Raw genomic sequence first — 17,497 nt, forward strand, 5'->3', positions numbered from 1 at the left:
GAGGCGACGTCCGGCTGCGAAGGCCGGTTCCAGGGCCCTGCGCGGCTTGCGCAGCGGCGACAGTTTGTCTCTTTTGCCGGGGTGCAAGTCGCGGGCGCTTTGGTACACTGCGCCGACGCAAAAGGAGTTCCATGAACGTGCCGAGTCCCTGCAACGTACTGATGCTCTACCCGCTGTTCTCGGCAGAGTCCTTCTGGACCTTCGGCGAATCCTGCAAAGTGCTGGGTGTCAAGCGCCCGGCCGCCCCCCTCGGCCTGATCACCGTTGCCGCGATGCTGCCCGAGAGCTGGACGGTCCGGCTGATCGATTGCAACACGGCGCCCTTCGGCGAGGAGGATCTCGCCTGGGCCGACGTCGTGTTCACCGGCGGTATGTTGCCCCAGCAGGCCGACACGTTGCGCCTGATCGAGCTCTGCCGCGCCGTGGGCAAGCCGGTCGTGGTCGGCGGACCAGATCCGACCTCGAGCCCCCACATCTACGAGCGGGCCGATTTCCGGGTGCTCGGCGAGGCCGAGAGCGTCATCGACGATTTCATCGCGGCCTGGGAGAGCGGCGCGCGGTCCGGCGTCTTCACTGCGCCGAAGTTCCAGGCCGACGTCACCAAGACGCCGGTGCCGCGTTTCGACCTGCTCAAGTTCGAGGACTATCTCTATCTCGGGGTGCAATATTCGCGCGGCTGTCCCTTCACCTGCGAGTTCTGCGACATCATCGAGCTCTACGGGCGCGTGCCGCGGACCAAGACGATCGAGCAGATGTTCGTCGAGCTCGAGACGATCTACAAGATGGGCTATCGCGGCCATCTGGATTTCGTCGACGACAATTTCATCGGCAACAAGAAGTCGCTGCGGCAATTCCTGCCGAAGCTCGCCGAATGGCAGCGCACGCACGGCTATCCGTTCGAATTCTCCACGGAAGCTTCCGTCAACCTCGCCGACGATCCGGAGCTCCTGGAGCTGATGGGTGCGGCCAATTTCTTCGGCATCTTCGTCGGCATCGAAAGTCCGGACCCCGAGACGCTGGTCGCGATGCGCAAGAAGCAGAACACGCGGCGCAACATCGCCGAGAGCATCCACAAGATCTACGCCGCTGGCATGCTCGTCACCGCGGGCTTCATCGTCGGCTTCGACAACGAGAAGGTCTCGATGGCGGAGTCGATGATCGAGTTCATCGAGGAGGCGGCTATCCCCGTGGCCATGGTCGGCCTGCTCTATGCCTTGCCGAACACGCAGCTCACGCGCCGGCTGGAGCGCGAAGGCCGGCTGCATTCGGGCCACGACGTGGCGCCGACCATCGGTGCCGATCAGTGCACGGCCGGCATCAACTTCGATCCGGTCCGCCCGTTGCGCGACATCCTGACGGACTACAAGCGGGTGCTGGAGCACGTCTACAGCCCGGCCGCCTACGCAGCACGCGTCGATCGCCTGATGACGCTGCTCGACCGGTCCAGGCAGCGTTCCGAGCTTGCCGAAGGTGATATCCGCTCCAAGCTCGGCGCCATGGAGACCGTGCACAAGGTGGTCTCCGCCCTTCCCGAGGCGCGGGCGCCGCTCTGGCAGACCTTTATGAACTGCGCCAAGCGCGACACGTCGTCGGCGCGCATCGCCGTGCAGATGATCGCGGCCTATGCACATCTCGGACCGTACTCGCGCAAGGTCGTCGCGGCCATCGACGAGCGCCTGGCCGCGCTGGACAACGAGACCGTCGCTCCCGTGGCCGTCGGCGTGACGGCGGCCTGACCGGCTTACTTCACCGCGAGCCGCAGCAAGCTCATCACGCTGCCGAGCGCGGCAAAGCCCGCGCCGAGCGCCAGCGCCAGTGTCGCGCCGTCATGACCTGCGAGCGCGAAGCAGGCGGCGGCAAGCGCCGCGCCGGTCGTCTGCCCCGTCAGGCGCGCGGTCGCGACGATGCCGGAGGCGCTGCCGCTGCGGTGAGCCGGCGCGCTTGCCATCACCGCCTTCATGTTTGGCGCCTGGAAGAAGCCGAACCCCATGCCGCAGATCACCATTCGCCAGATGATGTCAGGGATCGCGGGATTGGCCGGCAGTGCCGCCAGCAGCGCCATGCCGAGACCGAGCAGCACGAGACCGATGCCGCCGAGCAGGCCGACGGCATGGCGGTCGGAGAGACGGCCTGCGATCGGCGCCATGATGCCGACCACCAGCGGCCACGGCGTCATGAAGAAGCCGGTCTCGACCTGCGAGCGGCCGAGCACGTCCTCGAAATAGAACGGCAGCGAGACGAAGGCGAGGCCCTGGACTGCGAAGGAGCACACGGCCGTTGCCGCCGACAGGGCGAACATCGGCCTGGCGAACAGGTCGATCGGCAGCATCGGCGCGGGATGATCGGCATGGCGGCGGGTCAGGATCACGCCAAGCACGAGGGCGGTGACCAACTCGATGCCGACAACGATTGGCGACAGATTGTGCGCGGCGCTGCCGATGCCGGTGATGAACAGGCCGAGGCAGGCGGTGGCCAGGATCGCGCCGAGCAAGTCGAAGCCGTGATCGGCGCGCGGGGTCTTCGGCAGCATGGCAAAGCCTATGCCGATGGCGACGAGGCCGAACGGGATGTTGACGGCGAACAGCCACGGCCACGGTCCGAGCGCCAGGATGGCGGAGGCGATCGAGGGCCCGAAGGTGAAGGCGGTCGCGACCACGAGCGCGTTGTGACCGAAACCCCGGCCGAGCATGCGGCCGGGATAGACGAAGCGCACCAGCGCCGTGTTGACGCTCATGATGCCGCTCGCCCCCAAGCCTTGCAGGGTGCGCGCCACCAGGAGGCTGTCGAGCGACCATGCCACCGCGCAGAACAGCGAGGCGATGGTGAACAGGATCAGGCCGCCGAGATAGATGCGCTGGTGCCCGACGATCTCGCCGAGCGCCCCCAGCGGCAGCAGCGTCGCCACCAGCGCGATCTGGTAGACGTTGACCACCCACACCGACTGCTCCGGCGTGACGTGCAGGTCGGCGGCGATGGAGGGCAGGGCGATGTTGGCGATCGCGGTGTCGAGCGAGGCCATCGCGAGCGCAGTGAAGATCGCCGCGACCGCCCAGCGCCGCTGCGTCGCCGGAAGGCCGTCGGCGGTGGGATGGTCGGGCTCGCGCGCGGCGGCAGGTAACGTGATCGTCATTTTCGTTGGCGCGCTGCTCCGGCGGCGTAGCCATGGTGGGATGTTCGGCATGTACTACGGAGGCGCCGGCTTCCACAGGCGCAAGCTTGCATGCTGAGTATGCGCGAAGGTCAGGCGATGCGGCTCGCGCTGCGTGCGCAGGGGGAGGCCACAACAAAAAAGTCGAAAAACAACCCCATGCACAGTAGGAGGCCCTTTGATCGACAAGGCATTTTCCCGCCGTGTCGCAAACGGCGGTCGCAGCCGCGATCAAGTTGACCCGTCGGGCAAAACACTAGCAGGATGCTATCGTGACGGCGCCTGGACAGCAGCCTTCACGGCAAAAGCGTCACGAGCACATAGAGCACCACGGCAGCGCCGAGGCAGCGTCGCCAAGGGTTCACGCCGCGGAGGATCTCATCGGCGCCCCACATGATGAGTCCGCCTTTCACGACGACCGTCAAGCCGATGCTGGCCTTGCCGGCAGACGGCCATAGCCAAAGCAGAACGGCCGCAACGATCACGATCCATAGAACGAGATTGGGCCACTGAGCGATGGTGATGGCGCCTGTTTCGCGGCTCCGGAAGAACCACTCAAGAATCCGCCTCACGATCCTGTCGATCAGAGCTCGACCTCACCCTCTTCACGACCTTTCCAATAGGTCACGCGGTTGGCCTTGACCTTGATCAGGACGATGCCCGGCGTATCGACCCCGTCTTCGAACCATCTGTCGAGATCGCTCGTCCAGTGCTGCTGGAAGGCCGCCTTGTCCCGGATCAGTTCGGCAGTCCCTTCGACGGCCACGTAGGTCCCCTTCGAGAAAAGGCCCGCTTCCGACGAAAATCCGAGCGCCACTTTCGGATTGCGTTGGATATCCGACACCGTCCGCGCCTGTTCGTAGGTGAAGTAGTACGAGGTGCCGTCATAGGCGACGTCGCCATTGTTGCTCATGGGACGGTTGGCGATCTCGCCGTTCTCGGTGTGGGTCGACAAAATGGCAATGTCGATGCCGGCCATGTCCTTGGCGATCTCGGCGAGCGATGTCTTGGGCATGAATTTTTCTCCAGTGAGCTGGAGCAACTGCGGAATTAGGCCCGTGTTCCCAGAAGGATGGAATGGGGTACGTGCCTACATATCAGCTGGTGAATCGCGAGCCGGTCTCACGAACATGTGTCGGCGATACCGCTATTGGCCATCTTCGGACTCATGGTGGGCATTCTGCAATTCGCGCGAGCGGTGTCCGACCGCGCCAGGGCACGGCAAATCCTGGAGGACGGCGTCCAATCCGCGCTGCAGTTGGCGCGAGCCCTGCCATCCTGATGCCCGATGACCTGGGGACGGATCCTCGTCGTGCCTCGGGCCTGAGCATCGCCTCTGGCCATGCGGTGGCGCCTCTAATCCCTTCTCGTTGAGGCAGATCAAGACTCGTGCGGCGAACGCGCCGGACTCTCCTATCAGCGCATCGATGGAAGGGCGGCCCACATGCAGACCCTGCTCAGGGAAATCCGGAATACCCCTTTGCTCTGGATGCTGGCCTTCGTGCCCATCGTGCTGGTGGCCGAGGCGGTGGCGCCGCATTCTCACACGCTGCTGTTCGTGCTGTCGGTGCTGGCCATCGTGCCGCTGGCGGCGCTGCTCAGCCACGCCACCGAGGCGGTCGCCGCGAAGACAGGCGATGCCGTGGGCGGATTGCTCAATGCAACCCTCGGCAATTTGACCGAGCTGATCATCGCCATCGCGGCGCTGCGCGCAGGCCAGTACATGCTGGTGAAGGCCTCGATCGCGGGTGCGATCGTTACCAACGCGGTGTTCATGCTGGGCGCCTGCCTGCTGCTCGGCGGCCTGCGCTATCACGTGCAGGAGTATAACCGCGCCGGCGCGCGGCTTTCGTCCGGCCTGTTGCTGATGGCGACCGTTGCCCTGCTTGCGCCGTCGGCGGTTGCCGAACTCGACCACCTGCCGCAGGGCGGGGGCATCCTCAACAAGCTCAGCCTCGGCATTTCGATCCTGCTCATCCTCGCTTACGGGCTCGGCCTGTTGTTCTCGCTTCGAACCCACAAGGAATTGTTCGCCAGCGCCGATCATGGCGAGGACGACAAGGAGGCGCACTGGCCGATCGGAACAGCCGTCGGCACGCTGCTGGTTGTCACCGTGCTGGTGGCGCTGGTCAGCGAGATCTTCGTGGAATCGGTGCAGAAGGCGGCGGAAACCTTCGGAATGAGCCCAGCCTTCGTCGGCTTCATCGTCGTCTCGCTGGTCGGCGCCGCCGCCGAATTTGCGGTGGCCTTCGCCGCGGCGCGCAAGAACCGGCTGGACATGGCCGTCAGCATCGCGCTCGGCAGCGCTTCCCAGATCGCGCTGTTCGTCGCACCCGCGCTGGTGCTGCTCAGCTATGTGGTGGGGCCGAAGCCGATGGACCTGCAGTTCTGGCCGGGGGCCGTCACCATGGTGATGATCGCGACGGTGACGTCGGCCTTCATCACGGCCAGCGGGCGCTCGGCCTGGTTCGTCGGCGCCCTGATGATCTTCATCTATGCGGTGTTCGCGCTGACGCTGTACGTGGTCCCGCCGGCGGGCCAGGGATGAAGGTGGCTTTCGCGTCGCCGGTTGAATTGGTTGGCCGGAGAATGGCGGCTGTCGGCGAGCCATTCTCCGAAGAAGCGAAAGCGCTTCTCAATCCTCGCGCGATCGCGCCGCCGCCGACGGCGCCGGCCAAGCCATAACCGAGGCCGCGATAGCCATAGCCGCGATAGCCCCACTGCGCGGCCATCCGGCCTATTCCGGTGTGGCGCTGCCGTGACGGGCTTGATCTGGATCAAGCATTTGAGGCGTGGCGAGGCACGCGTCCGCCTGACAGGGGCAAGTGGGATTCAGAGGCGAAGCGCCGCTTCTTCGGCACGGCAATCGTGTTGGGCACCGGGCCCGAAGCGGGCTTTCCCCGGCCCGATTGCACTTCCATGGCGTCGCCCTTTGTCTGTACGATGTTTCGTGCTTTGGCCGAGGGCCCCATGAAACGGCGCCAGTTCATCACTGTCATCGGGGGTGTGGCTGCCACGTGGCCGTTCGCAGCTCATGCTCAGCAATTGACCAGGCTTCGCCAGATTGGCGTCCTTTCGCTCGGCCGTGGCGACAAATCCGACGCAAGTCTGAAGACGCTCGATGCGTTTGTCCCGGCCTTGCGTGAGCTCGGCTATGCCGAAGGAAAGGATGTCGCATTTCACCGCAGATTCGCCGACGGCGATGCCGACAAGCTCAGCGAGCTCGCACAGGAATTCGTGGCGCAACGGGTCGACGCAATCGTTGCGTTGGCTACCCCGGCTGTCCGCGCCGCCAGGAAAGCGACTTCCACCGTTCCCATTGTCGGCATCGGCATGGCCGATCCCGTCGAGGACGAACTCGCTTCCAGCCTGGCGCGGCCGGGCGGCAATGTTACCGGGACGACATTTCTTGGCCCGGAGCTGTTGTCCAAACGGCTTCAATTGCTCAAGGTGATCGTTCCAGGTCTTTCGCGCGTCGTCGTGCTGTGGCACCCCCGGGCATACGGTGAGCGCACGATGAAGGGGATGCTGAACGAAATCGAGAGTGCCGCTCAATCTCTCGGAGCCAAGCTTCAGCTTGTGTCGGCGGACGGTCCTGCCGATCTCGAAGGCGCGTTCGCGGACTTGGCCAAGGCGCGCGCCGATGGCCTCGTCCTGTTTCCCAGCCCGATGCTGTACAGCCAGTACGCGCGGATTGTGCCATTTGCCGAGAAGAACCGCCTGCCGGCGATCTACGCCGCCAGAGAGGCAGTGGACCTGGGGGGCCTGGTTTCCTACGGCGTCAACCTGCCTGACTTGTCGCGTGCCACCGCCAGCTACCTGGCCAGAATTCTCAAAGGCGCAAAGCCGGCCGAATTGCCGATACAGCAGCCGACCAAGTTCGAGCTGGTCATAAATCTTGCAACGGCCAGGACGCTTGGCTTGTCGATTGGTCGAGACTTTCTCCTGGTCGCCGACGAGGTGATCGAATGAGCAGCCCACCAGCCTTCCTGCACCGAAGCGGGTTCGCGTGCGAGCGCGGCTTCGATGTCGCGCCGGTGGGGTGCACCGTGCCGTCGTGTCAGACGGCGCGCTGGCTTCGTCGCGAGGAGAGATCCGGGCAAAGCACGAGCTTGCCTTCGAGACCGCCAGCCTCGAGGCGACGGTGAGCATCGGCGACCTCCTCGAAGGAGATCCGCTCGGCGATGCGCGGCCGAATGGCACCACTTGCCAGCAGCCCGAACAGTTGCTCCAGGTCCTCCTTGAACCAGCTGGGATGTCGCGCCCGCATGGCATTGACCGAGTAGAAGCGGGCTCGCTTGCCACCGGGCAACAATCTCCACAGGTACAGTCGCGCGATCTCCATCATGACAGGGAGCATCCGACGCTGTGCCTGCACGCTCGCCGAAAAGCCGATGGCACAGAGCAGGCCGCCGGGCTTGAGCGCCGCGTATGAGCGGCGATAGCCGTCTTCGCCGACGCCGTCGACGATGACATCGAATCCACCCGGCAGAATCCGCGTGAAGTCCTCATGCTGGTAGTCGATCGGCGCTGCCCCCAGGTTTCGGACGAGCGCCATGTGCTCGCCGCGTACGGTGCCCCACAGCTCGAGGCCGGCCAGTCTCCCAAGCACGAGCAGAGCCTGGCCGACCGCGCCGGCGGCCCCATGAACGAGCACACGTTGGCCTCGCCGCACCTTGGCCGCGCGGTGCAGAAGCTGGTAGGCGGTGGTCCAGCTCAAGATCAGAGCGGCCGCTTCAGCGGCGTCCACGCCCAAGGGCACGCGGGTCAGGTCGTTGGCCCGAAGCGTGCGATACTCGGCGTTTGATCCTACCACCGTCATGTCGGCCACGCGGTCGCCGATCTGAAAGTCGCGCACGCTTTCGCCGAGCTGATCGATTGCTCCCACGACGTCGTAGCCCATCACGAACGGCGGCCGGAGGCGCATCGTTTGCGGGTATAGGTGGCGCCTGATCAGCACCTCGGTGTAGTTGAGGCTCGATGCGAGCACGCGAACGCGCACCTCGCCCCGGCCAGCGTTCGGCAGGGGACCGTCGACAACCTCCAGCGTCTCGGGATCACCGAAGCTGCCGACCTGAACAACTCGATTGCGCTGCTCCATCATGGCAATCTCCATGCAATGCCGCAATTCAGCGCAAGGGAGGCAGACTGCAGTCGGGCTTGAACAGTGGATTGATCCAGATCAAGCTTGAGCGTGCACCGCTTGGAATTCTCCTCGGGCCAAATGACCAAACCAGGTTGTCTGGCGCCATCATTCATCATTGGAGGGGAATATGCCTGCAGTCATTATGCAGTTCGTTTCGCATCCAAGGCCCGGTAGCGATCTTGCGACGGTCCTACAGCTGGCAAAAGAGGGCGCGACACTCTGGAGGAAACACGGGGCCGATGTCAGCTATTGGTCGGTGATCGGTGGCGAGATCGGGAACTACGCCTTCGTGGCCCGCTTTGATAGCGTCGAAGCCTATGGTCGCACCTTGGCGTCACTGGGCGCCGATCCGGCTTTCGTTGAATTTCAAGCCAAGCGGCTGAAGGCAGGGCAATCGGATTGGGTGCGCTCCAACATTGCCGTCCAGGTTGATCTTTGAAGGAGCGCCTTCGCTCGCGCCTACGAGACCGCCTTCGGGCGGTCTCTTGCTGCACGACCGATGTCACCTGCTGGCCCGGCACCGAAGTCGGACCCCTTGTTGAAGTTCGGTCAGCGCGTTGGATAGGTAGAGTCGTTGCGAAGCCGATCAGGCTTGGCGGCGAACGTTGTCGATGGGTTCGCTTCGCTCTCGCCGGCCTGATCGCCGCCGCCCGCGGGCTTGGGCTGTCGAGGCGCCCCTACTGCCAAGATCGGCGTCGCCTCGCCGAGGTAGCTGTGACCTTTGAACGTCTGCGGATTCGTCTTTCCTGAGCTTTTTCCAGGCGGATACGAAGGTTCTGAAGCTCTGCCAGTTGAGAGCTGAGAGACGAAACACGTTGACGCAGAATCGCAATACGGTCGCACTGACCATGAGTACTCATGACGCGCCCCAAACTGTGACCTTTAAGAAATGACCGACTTGGGCGACAAAACAGACAAAACAGAATGGCTCAAACCTATAGTCTTAATGACTATAACACAGGTTCATTCACAAGGTGTGAATTGGGTCGACAACGCGCGGGAGGAGACGTGGCCGACGCGGTCGGACAAGCCAAAGGTCAAACCGCCGTTGGAGCGGTGATTTCGGGGGACCGTCCCAAGTCGATTCCGAACTCGTTTGCGGTAAACCGCTGCTAGAGCACAAGCCCAAGCGCCAACCAGGTAGCAACAGACAAACAGACGCCAATTCCCAAATACGGCAATGCAATGCGCATGGTCACTCCTCGATGCCGAGACGCGACGAGAACATGGTCAGATACGCAGATTCGGGGCGCCAGCCCTATATTCCATGCGATGTATTGAGCCGTGTAGCGGCATCGGCGAGCATATTTAATTTGACTCTTGAATATCGTGGAAATTATATGTATTTCAGTTAATTATTATATTTAATTTGGACGTCCCCCGCGCCGCAAGAGAGGCGTAATGCATGCGCCGATCAATCGATACTGGACCCAGGGATCGAGAAAACACCCGGATAGAAGACGCGGCGGGGGAGCTCGGTCACGAGTCGCTCGAGACGGGCAGATGGGTAGCCAAGGACGGCTCGCCGATCGGCTTTTCACCGACCCCATTGGATCCTGAGACCCAGGATGTCGATCCGGAGGAGGCAACATCGGGCAGTTCGCTCGTTGCGGCTGTCGTTCTGGTCCCCCTCATCTTCATTGGGGTGACCCTGCTCGGTGCTTTCGACCCGTTCAAGGCACAAACGACTCTCGAAATGACACGCATTGACGGCGGGAGCGCCGCCGGCCTCGACCAGCGGCCGGACATCGGGACCGGATCGCTAGCACTCCTTCAGAGCGAAACGTCCGAGGTCCTGGTGCAGGCGGTCTCGGCAAGCACGGCGGGACCTCGACAACGGCTCGACGCCGACGCTCCGCGCAGTGACGCGCTCTCCGGTGAGCTGGCCGGCGCGCGCAGCGAGCTTGACGAGGCGGTCCAGCGCACGCACGCGGCGGAAATTGCCGCGGAGGAGCTGCGGCAGTCGCTTCAACAGGAGCAGGCCCGCGGCGCCGCCTTCGCGGACGAACTTGCCGGAACCCGCCGCGAAATCGAGGCCCGTATCGCGCAGGCGCGCGACGCGGACGAGGCGGCCACGCAGCAGAGGGATGCGGCGGCGTGGGAGATCGCTGAACTTCGGCAGTCCCTGCAGCAGGAGCGGGAGAAGAGCGCTGTCCAGGCGAAGCGAGTGAGCGCCGCGCAGGCGCTAGCGGCAAGCGCCGAGCAAGAACGCTACGAGGCGCAGTCACGCGCCGCGGCGCTCGCGAGCGAGCTGGCCGGCATGGCTCGCGGATCGGCTCAGGCCGACAATGCGGCGGCGGAGCAAAGCGAGGCGGCGGGACGGGAGATCGCGGAATTGCGGCAGTCCCTGCAGCGGGAGCGCGACAAGAACGCAGCCCTCGCACAACAGGAGGACGCTGCGCGGTCGGCAACGGAGAACGCCGAGCACCAACGCCGTGCCTTCGAAGAGGCCCAGGCTCACGTTGCCGCGCTGGAGGGCAAACTTGCGCAAATGCGCGGAGACATCGAAACCCTGAACGAGCATCTGCGCGAGGCGAACGATGCAGCCTCGCAGCAGAGACAGGCGGCGAACCGGGAGATCGCCGAATTGCGGCAGTCGCTGCACCAGGAGCGGAGCAGGACTGAAGCCAGGGAGAGAAGCCTCGCCTCGGTATCGCGCCTCACCGATGAGCGCGCCCCGGTTGCGCAAAGAAACGACGGTCCGATTCCATCGACGGCGCAGAACGTGACCGCAGCGGAGCCGCCGACGAGTCCAGGCCAGGACGAAGTGGAGGCCCGATTGATCCCGCGTGCCAGAGCGTTGCTCGATCAGGGCAATATCGGTGCAGCGCGGATTGTCCTCGAGCTCGCTGCCGAGAAGAACATCGCGCAGGCGACCTTCATGCTCGCGGAGACATATGATCCCGCGGTTCTGTCCGCTTGGGGGGCCTATGGAACGCGCGGCGAGGCGGCCAAGGCGCGAGAGCTCTACGCGAAGGCACAGAGGAGCGGCATCCGCGGAGCCAAGGAACGACTGGATGCATTGCATCACTGAGCGTGGGCTTTGCATTCATGCTGGGACGAGTGGTTGCAGTGGGTCATCCGGAAAGGAACGACATGAACAAGGTGCCAAGGTCGCTCTCGTCGCTCCTGCTCGTCGCGCTGGTGCCGATTGCCGTGCTGCTTCAACCGGCTTGCCTGGAAGCGCAAACCGCAAGATCTGCCAAGGCGGATGCACGAGGGCCGCTCCCTCAGGAGAGAGAAAAGGACCGGATGAACGCCTGGACCGTCGGGCTCGCCGGCGGTCTGCTCGAGGGCGCGCCGATTCGTCTCGCCGCAGAAATGGCCCGTGTCGTCGACGACGGAGCAGAGCTGCATCTGCTGCCGATCGTCACCCGGGGCGCCACCGACAATCTGAATGCGCTGCTCTATCTGCGTGGTGTCGATACCGCGATCATCAATTCCGATGCGCTCGACGAGTACAAGCTTCAGGTTCCGCAGATCCAAAGCCGCATTACCTACCTGCTCAATCTGTTCCCGTCCGAGCTGCACATCTTCGTACGGCCGGAGATCACGAGCCTGCAGGACCTTGCCGGCAAGAAAGTGAACTTCAATACCCAGGGCACCGCAGCCGCCTATTCCGGACCGCTGATCTTCAGCCGCCTCGGCATCGACGTCGACAAGACGTTCATTCCGCATCAGCTTGCCCTGGAACAGATGCGCAAGGGTGAGATGTCGGCCGCAGTGTTCATCACGTCGAAGCCCGTCGACGCCTTCGTACGCGGTCGTTGGGAGGCCGGATTCAAGTTTCTCCCGGTCCACTACGACAGGAGATTCGAGGATTATTATCTGCCCGCGACGTTGGACGCGATCGAGTATCCCAATCTGATCAAGCAGGGCGACCGGGTCTCGACCATCGCGGTGCCGACGGCGCTCGTTGCGTTCAACTGGCGGCCGGGCTCGAATCGCTATCAACGGGTGGCGCGCCTCGTCGACTACCTGTTCTCGCGGATCGACCGCCTGCAGGCACCAGGCTTTGATCCGAAATGGCGGTCGATCAATCTTGCCGCAACCATCCCGGGGCTGACCCGCTTCCAGGCAGCGCAGGAATGGCTGGATCGCCAGGCGCGCAGCGCCCAGGCGAAGCCATGAACACTGCCGTTGCCCCGCTCGCCGTCGTCTTCAACGTTGCCTGCGGAATTGCTTACGCGCAAAGCGCGAGCGATTCCATGGAAGCACTTCGGGCTTGTTCGGGAATGGACGGATCGGCCCGGCTGGAATGTCTTCAAGAGTCATCACGCAAGTTGTCACCGCTTGCCCGGCGGGTGTCGGACGATAACTGGCTGGTCAGCGAGACCACCTCGCCGGTCGACTATTCGCCGATCGTCACCGCCATCACATCCTCTGTCGGCGGCTCCGATGGAGCCGCCATGCAGCTCGCAATCCACTGCCGCAAAGGCCGCACCGAAGTCACGATTGCCGGACCGGCGCTGTCACGGAGCGCCAACGAATACGTCATCTCCTTTCGGCTGAATGCGGACACGCCAACGCAACTCGCGGCAGCGTCGCCGTCATTCGGCTCCGGCGTCGCTTTCGGGGGCGACGTCGTAAAGTTGCTGAACGCGCTACCCGACGAAGGTCACATCGTTGTGCGCCTTTTCGCCCGCACTGGTCAGGTGCAAGACGGACAATTCCTGCTCAGCGGATTTGGGAACGTGCGCAAGAGAATGGCGGCTGCATGCAAATGGCCACATAGCGTCGCCAGACCAGGAAGGTGATGGTCAGGAAACGGGAGACACGAGATGATCAATCCGAAATTGGCGATGGCAGCGATCGGCGGCCTGGCGATGGTGCTTCTGGTCGTACCAAGCGTGCAGGCGCAGCAGGACAACCAGTTGAATCCGCACTCGAGCGCGACGAATCAAGTAAGCGATCCGAAGCAACCGAGTAGACAGGCGCAGGCGAGCAAGCCGGGACAGACTCGCACGGGCAAGCAAACCGCTGCGACCAGGGCGGCGATGGCTCAGGCGACAAAGGCCGAGATCGCCAAAAAGCCGCATCAGCTGATATTGCAGGTCAATTCCAACGACCCCGCGATGATGAACCTCACGCTCAACAATGCGAGCAATGTCGCTCAATATTACCGCGATCTCGGTGAACCAGTGTCGATCGAGATCGTCACCTTTGGTCCGGGTCTTCATATGCTGCGCGATGATACCTCGCCGGTAAAGCCACGCATCGAGGTGCTCGCGATGAGCAATCCCGAAATCTCCTTCAAAGCCTGCGGCAATACCCAGGACAATATGCGGAAGGCGGAGAGCAAGGACATCAATCTGATTCCTCAGGCGACGGTGGTCAAATCGGGTGTCGTCCGCGTCATGGAGCTGCAGGAACAGGGCTGGAGCTACGTCAAGCCCTGAGGTCCGGCGGTATGGGGCCATCGGATGCGCGGCTGGAGCATGATGGCGTGAGGCTTGATCGCTGCGCCGACGGAGGTGCACTCCCTCTCCCGCAAGCGGGGAGGCCGCGGCAGCCGTTTCGACGCAAAGCCATTCCGCTTTGGCAGGACATCTCGGCTCCGACGATCGGTTTCGCTCTCGCTCTACAATCCGACGGGCTGCGAACCGACCTTGACCTGATCTTCCCAGTCCTCCCATTCGACATTGTTGATGTCCAGGTAGCTCGAGACCGCCGAGCCGATGGTCGGAAAGAACTGGGCTTCGCCGACCTGCGCATACAAACCAAACCGCTTCAGCTTGTCCTTCACGGGATCCTTGAGCTCGGCAAAGCATAGTTCGATGCCCCTGGCGTGCAGCGCCTTGTCCAGTTCGGCAACGGTATCGCAGGCGGTGACGTCTACGCTCGTGACCGGTTCGGCGGCGACGACCAGCCAGCGCACGGGCGTCGGCGATTTTTCGACCGCGGCCAAAATACGCTCCTTGAAGAACTCGGCATTGGCGAAGAACAGCGGCGCGTCCCAGCGGAACAGCACCAGTCCGGGTATCAGGCGGGCATCGGGATATCTCGTGATGTCGTGATAGCCCTTGACGCCGTGCGCCCGCCCCAGAATCGCGGAGTGTGGACGCCAGCCGTCCCACAGAAACTCGGCAATGGCCACCGCGATGGCGAGGCCGATTCCCGGAATCGCGCCCAGCACGGCCACGCCGACGAAGCAGAGCACGGTCAACCAGAATTCCCAGCGCTGGATTCGGTAGATCCGTTTGAGATCACCGATCTCGATCAGACCGATCGCGGCTGCGATCACCACGGCGGCCAATGCGGCATTCGGCAGGTGCTGCAACAGGTTTGGCGCAGCCAACAGAAGGAACGCGATCGCAAGCGCGCCGACGACGCAGGTGAGTTGGGTGCGGGCGCCGGCCGCTTCGGCAACGGGCGTGCGCGAGGAGCTGCTGCTGATCGGAAAGCCCTGAAAAAACCCGGTTGCCAGGTTGGCGGCGCCGAGACCCACCATCTCCTGGTTCGGATCGACCTTGTCGCCCAAGCGAGCAGCATAGGTTCGCGACAACACGCTGGTATCGGCGAACGAGACCAGAGCGATGGCGCAGCCGCCGGCCAGCACGGGGATCAGATCGCTATAGCCGATCCTGGGGATGGAGAAGGCCGGCAGCCCCTGGGGGAGTGGCCCCAGGACTTTCACACCATAACCGGTTCCCAGGTCGAGGAGTGAGACGACAAGCGTCGCTCCGACGACGGCGATCAGGATTCCCGGCAGTCGTTTGTTGTCCTTGAGCAGCAGGATGACCATCAACGTGCCAAGTCCGACTGCGAATGCGGCCCAATTGATCTTGCCATCGCCGATCCCAACGGCGATCGCCCACAGGTCTCTCAGCGGTCCTTCGCTTTCGATCGAGAAGCCGAGCAGCTTTGGCAGCTGGCTGATCAAAACGGTCAGCGCGATCCCGTTCATGTAGCCGTATCGGATCGGCTTGGACAGCAGCTCGGTCACGAACCCCAACCGTGCGATGCCCGCTACAACGAGCACCGCTCCGGAAACGAGCGCCATCATCGCGGCAAGCATGGCCGCGCGGACCGGATCGCCGCCGGACAAGGGGACAATGACACCGAGGATGACGGCGGCCAGCGCCGAGTCGGGTCCGAGCACGATGATGCGGCTCGGACCGAACATCGCGTAGGCCAGAAGCGGGACGATGGTCGCGTAGAGGCCATGGATGCCCGGCAGTCCGGACGCCACGGCATAGGCGATCCCGACCGGGACCAGCATGGTCGCCAGCACGAGACCTGCGAATACATCATGCCGAAGCCAATCAGCTTCGTAGTGGCGAAGCGTGTTGATCCCGGGCACCCAACGCGTCCAACCGTTCACCGCGCGCACTCTCGTGTCGGTTCGCCGATAGCGCGCGAGGATCTCGCAACGGCTCGACCGTCCGCTTGACGCAAATCAACGTTGTCGATGCCTCGACCCTTCCGCGGCGCAGCAATGCTTGGGACGTGCATGAAGAGCGTGCGGTTCTAGAACTGATACCGCCGCAGTCCTCCATCCACCGGGATCACCGTGCCCGTGATGTACCGCGCCACCGGCGAGGCCAGGAACACCGCGAGTGCGGCCAGATCGTCCGGCTCGCCCCAATAGCCGACCGGGATCTCCTCCTCGGCAAAGCGCTCGCGGTAATCCGGCGGGTAGTTGCGGCGGATCTGCTCGCTCATGATGCGGCCGGGCGGGATGCAGTTGATGGTGATGCCGTGCTTGCCGATCTCGCGCGAGAGCCCCTTGGCCCAGGCGTGCACGGCGGCTTTGGCGGCGAAAGCGGCATTGAGGCCCTCCGGCTCCGACTTGCCGGTGATGTTGACGATGCGGCCCCATTTGCGCTCGATCATCTGCGGCAGCAGTGCATGCGCGATGCGGCGGTAGCTGGTGAAGTTGAGCGCGATCGCCTCGTCCCATTTGCTGTCGGGCGCATCGACGGGCAGGGGACGGCTGCCGCCGGCATTGTTGACGAGGATGTCGACATGGCCGAGCTCCTCCACGGCAAAGGCCGCGATGGTCTCGGCGGCGTCCTTGGCCATCACGTCCTGCGCGAACGGGATGATCAATCCGCCGCCGACCTCTTTCACCAGCTCGGCGAGGAGATCGGTGCGGCGCGCCACGCCGATGACACGCACGCCTTCGGCGGCGAGGCCCTTGGCGATGGCGCGGCCGATGCCGATGCTCGCGCCAGTGACGACAGCGGTTTTCGATGTGAGCCCGAGGTCCATGGTCGCACGCTTTCTTGGTCCTGCTTGTGTTTTGTTGTTGGTTTCCTGCCCTGTCCCGCGGGCTTGCGAATTGCCCGAGCGGGACGAGCAGTGGTAACCAAGAGGCTTGCCGAAGGACAAGAGCCTTTTTTTAAGGACAAAAGCCTTGGCGAAGGAAATACGAAAAACAAGGGCGTCGAAGGATGGTCTGGGATCCGCAGCAATATCTGAAGTTCTCCGGCCATCGGCTCCGGCCCGCCGTCGACCTGTTGCTGCGGATACCGGATTTTGCCCCGCGCGCGATCGCCGATCTCGGCGCCGGCGCCGGCAACGTCACCAAGTTAATCGGGGAGCGCTGGCCTGAGGCGCGCGTGACCGGTGTCGAGGGCTCGGCCGAGATGGTTGCGGCGGGACGCAGGGCCGCCCCTGACGTGGAATGGTCACATGAAGATCTCGGCCATTGGAGTCCCGCCGGACAGTACGACTTGATCTATTCCAATGCCGCACTGCACTGGCTGCCCAATCACGCAGCACTGTTTCCGTCGCTGATGGAGAAGGTGACGCCAGGAGGCATGCTCGCGGTGCAGATGCCGCGCAATTTCCTCGCGCCTTCGCATGTGCTGATCGGCGAGACCGCGCTCGACGGCCCATGGCGGTCCAAGGTGGAGCATCTCGTCGCCCCGCCCCCGGTGGAAGGGCCGGCCTTCTATCACGATCTGCTCGCGCCGATGTCGGCGAACATCGACATCTGGGAAACCGAATATCTGCAGGTGCTCGAAGGCGACAACCCCGTGAAGGAATGGACCAAGGGCACTTGGCTGACGCGCTATCTCGACGTTCTGCAAGGCGAGGAAAAAGCCGCGTTCGAAGCCGCCTACGGGATGCGCGTCGCAAAGGCCTATCCGAAGAATGCGGCGGGGCAGACGCTGTTCCCGTTCCGCCGCCTCTTCATGGTCGCGCAGCTCAAGGGCTGATGGCACTGCCGCAATGCGGCATAAGCGATCGTCCCC

General features: G+C 63.7%; 15 protein-coding genes. 9 read left to right on the plus strand and 6 right to left on the minus strand.

Annotated elements, in window-relative coordinates:
• Positions 1-131 precede the first annotated feature (131 nt).
• Entirely contained in the window at positions 132-1,736 is a 1,605-nt protein-coding gene (locus tag DCG74_RS15820; protein ID WP_172783891.1) for a B12-binding domain-containing radical SAM protein, read from the plus strand.
• A gap of 5 nt (positions 1,737-1,741) precedes the next feature.
• Here DCG74_RS15820 and DCG74_RS15825 read toward each other — a convergent pair whose 3' ends face one another.
• The 3 genes from DCG74_RS15825 to DCG74_RS15835 all read right to left on the minus strand — a co-directional run bounded on the left by DCG74_RS15825 (position 1,742) and on the right by DCG74_RS15835 (position 4,163).
• Complete coding sequence (locus tag DCG74_RS15825; protein WP_172783892.1) at positions 1,742-3,130, minus strand: MFS transporter; 1,389 nt, start codon at positions 3,128-3,130, stop codon at positions 1,742-1,744.
• A 314-nt stretch (positions 3,131-3,444) separates the two neighbouring features.
• Complete coding sequence (locus tag DCG74_RS15830) at positions 3,445-3,720, minus strand: hypothetical protein (protein WP_172783893.1); 276 nt, start codon at positions 3,718-3,720, stop codon at positions 3,445-3,447.
• Positions 3,721-3,731: 11 nt separating this feature from the next.
• A complete protein-coding gene (locus DCG74_RS15835) occupies positions 3,732-4,163 on the minus strand; it encodes a pyridoxamine 5'-phosphate oxidase family protein (protein ID WP_172783894.1) in 432 nt (143 codons plus the stop codon).
• Between the two features lie 429 nt (positions 4,164-4,592).
• Here DCG74_RS15835 and cax point away from each other — a divergent pair, with 429 nt between their 5' ends.
• Positions 4,593-5,696 carry a calcium/proton exchanger gene (gene cax / locus DCG74_RS15840; RefSeq protein ID WP_172783895.1) on the plus strand — a complete coding sequence of 368 codons (1,104 nt, stop codon included), beginning with the start codon at positions 4,593-4,595 and terminating at the stop codon, positions 5,694-5,696.
• A 422-nt stretch (positions 5,697-6,118) separates the two neighbouring features.
• Positions 6,119-7,120: an ABC transporter substrate-binding protein gene (locus tag DCG74_RS15845; RefSeq protein WP_172783896.1), complete on the plus strand. Its 1,002-nt coding sequence runs from the start codon at positions 6,119-6,121 to the stop codon at positions 7,118-7,120.
• Positions 7,121-7,208: 88 nt separating this feature from the next.
• Here the strand turns inward: DCG74_RS15845 and DCG74_RS15850 are convergent, their stop codons facing one another.
• Complete coding sequence (locus DCG74_RS15850) at positions 7,209-8,252, minus strand: medium chain dehydrogenase/reductase family protein (RefSeq protein WP_172783897.1); 1,044 nt, start codon at positions 8,250-8,252, stop codon at positions 7,209-7,211.
• Positions 8,253-8,421: 169 nt separating this feature from the next.
• Between DCG74_RS15850 and DCG74_RS15855 the strand changes: the two genes are divergently transcribed.
• The 5 genes from DCG74_RS15855 (at position 8,422) to DCG74_RS15875 (ending at position 13,693) form a co-directional block, all read left to right on the plus strand.
• Positions 8,422-8,733 (plus strand): hypothetical protein, encoded by a 312-nt coding sequence (locus DCG74_RS15855; protein WP_172783898.1) that lies wholly within the window; start codon positions 8,422-8,424, stop codon positions 8,731-8,733.
• Positions 8,734-9,699: 966 nt separating this feature from the next.
• The gene (locus tag DCG74_RS15860; RefSeq protein ID WP_172783899.1) at positions 9,700-11,328 is read left to right on the plus strand and encodes a hypothetical protein; all 1,629 of its coding nucleotides are present in this window, start codon (positions 9,700-9,702) and stop codon (positions 11,326-11,328) included.
• Positions 11,329-11,390: 62 nt separating this feature from the next.
• A complete protein-coding gene (locus DCG74_RS15865) occupies positions 11,391-12,425 on the plus strand; it encodes a TAXI family TRAP transporter solute-binding subunit (protein WP_172783900.1) in 1,035 nt (344 codons plus the stop codon).
• Positions 12,422-13,051, plus strand: coding sequence for a hypothetical protein (locus tag DCG74_RS15870; protein WP_246708740.1), 630 nt, complete (start codon positions 12,422-12,424; stop codon positions 13,049-13,051). The genes DCG74_RS15865 and DCG74_RS15870 overlap by 4 nt, the downstream gene beginning before the upstream one ends.
• Positions 13,052-13,075: 24 nt before the next feature.
• Positions 13,076-13,693, plus strand: a complete 618-nt coding sequence (locus tag DCG74_RS15875; RefSeq protein ID WP_246570620.1) for a hypothetical protein — start codon at positions 13,076-13,078, stop codon at positions 13,691-13,693.
• Between the two features lie 182 nt (positions 13,694-13,875).
• Here DCG74_RS15875 and DCG74_RS15880 read toward each other — a convergent pair whose 3' ends face one another.
• Both DCG74_RS15880 and DCG74_RS15885 read right to left on the minus strand, forming a co-directional pair.
• Positions 13,876-15,618: a SulP family inorganic anion transporter gene (locus DCG74_RS15880; protein WP_172783901.1), complete on the minus strand. Its 1,743-nt coding sequence runs from the start codon at positions 15,616-15,618 to the stop codon at positions 13,876-13,878.
• Positions 15,619-15,764: 146 nt separating this feature from the next.
• Positions 15,765-16,508 carry an SDR family NAD(P)-dependent oxidoreductase gene (locus tag DCG74_RS15885; RefSeq protein ID WP_172783902.1) on the minus strand — a complete coding sequence of 248 codons (744 nt, stop codon included), beginning with the start codon at positions 16,506-16,508 and terminating at the stop codon, positions 15,765-15,767.
• Positions 16,509-16,690: 182 nt separating this feature from the next.
• Here DCG74_RS15885 and DCG74_RS15890 point away from each other — a divergent pair, with 182 nt between their 5' ends.
• Positions 16,691-17,461 (plus strand): methyltransferase domain-containing protein, encoded by a 771-nt coding sequence (locus DCG74_RS15890; protein WP_172783903.1) that lies wholly within the window; start codon positions 16,691-16,693, stop codon positions 17,459-17,461.
• The last annotated feature ends 36 nt before the right edge of the window (positions 17,462-17,497 follow it).

The organism is Bradyrhizobium sp. WBAH42 (genome assembly GCF_024585265.1).
Taxonomy (GTDB): Bacteria; Pseudomonadota; Alphaproteobacteria; order Rhizobiales; family Xanthobacteraceae; genus Bradyrhizobium.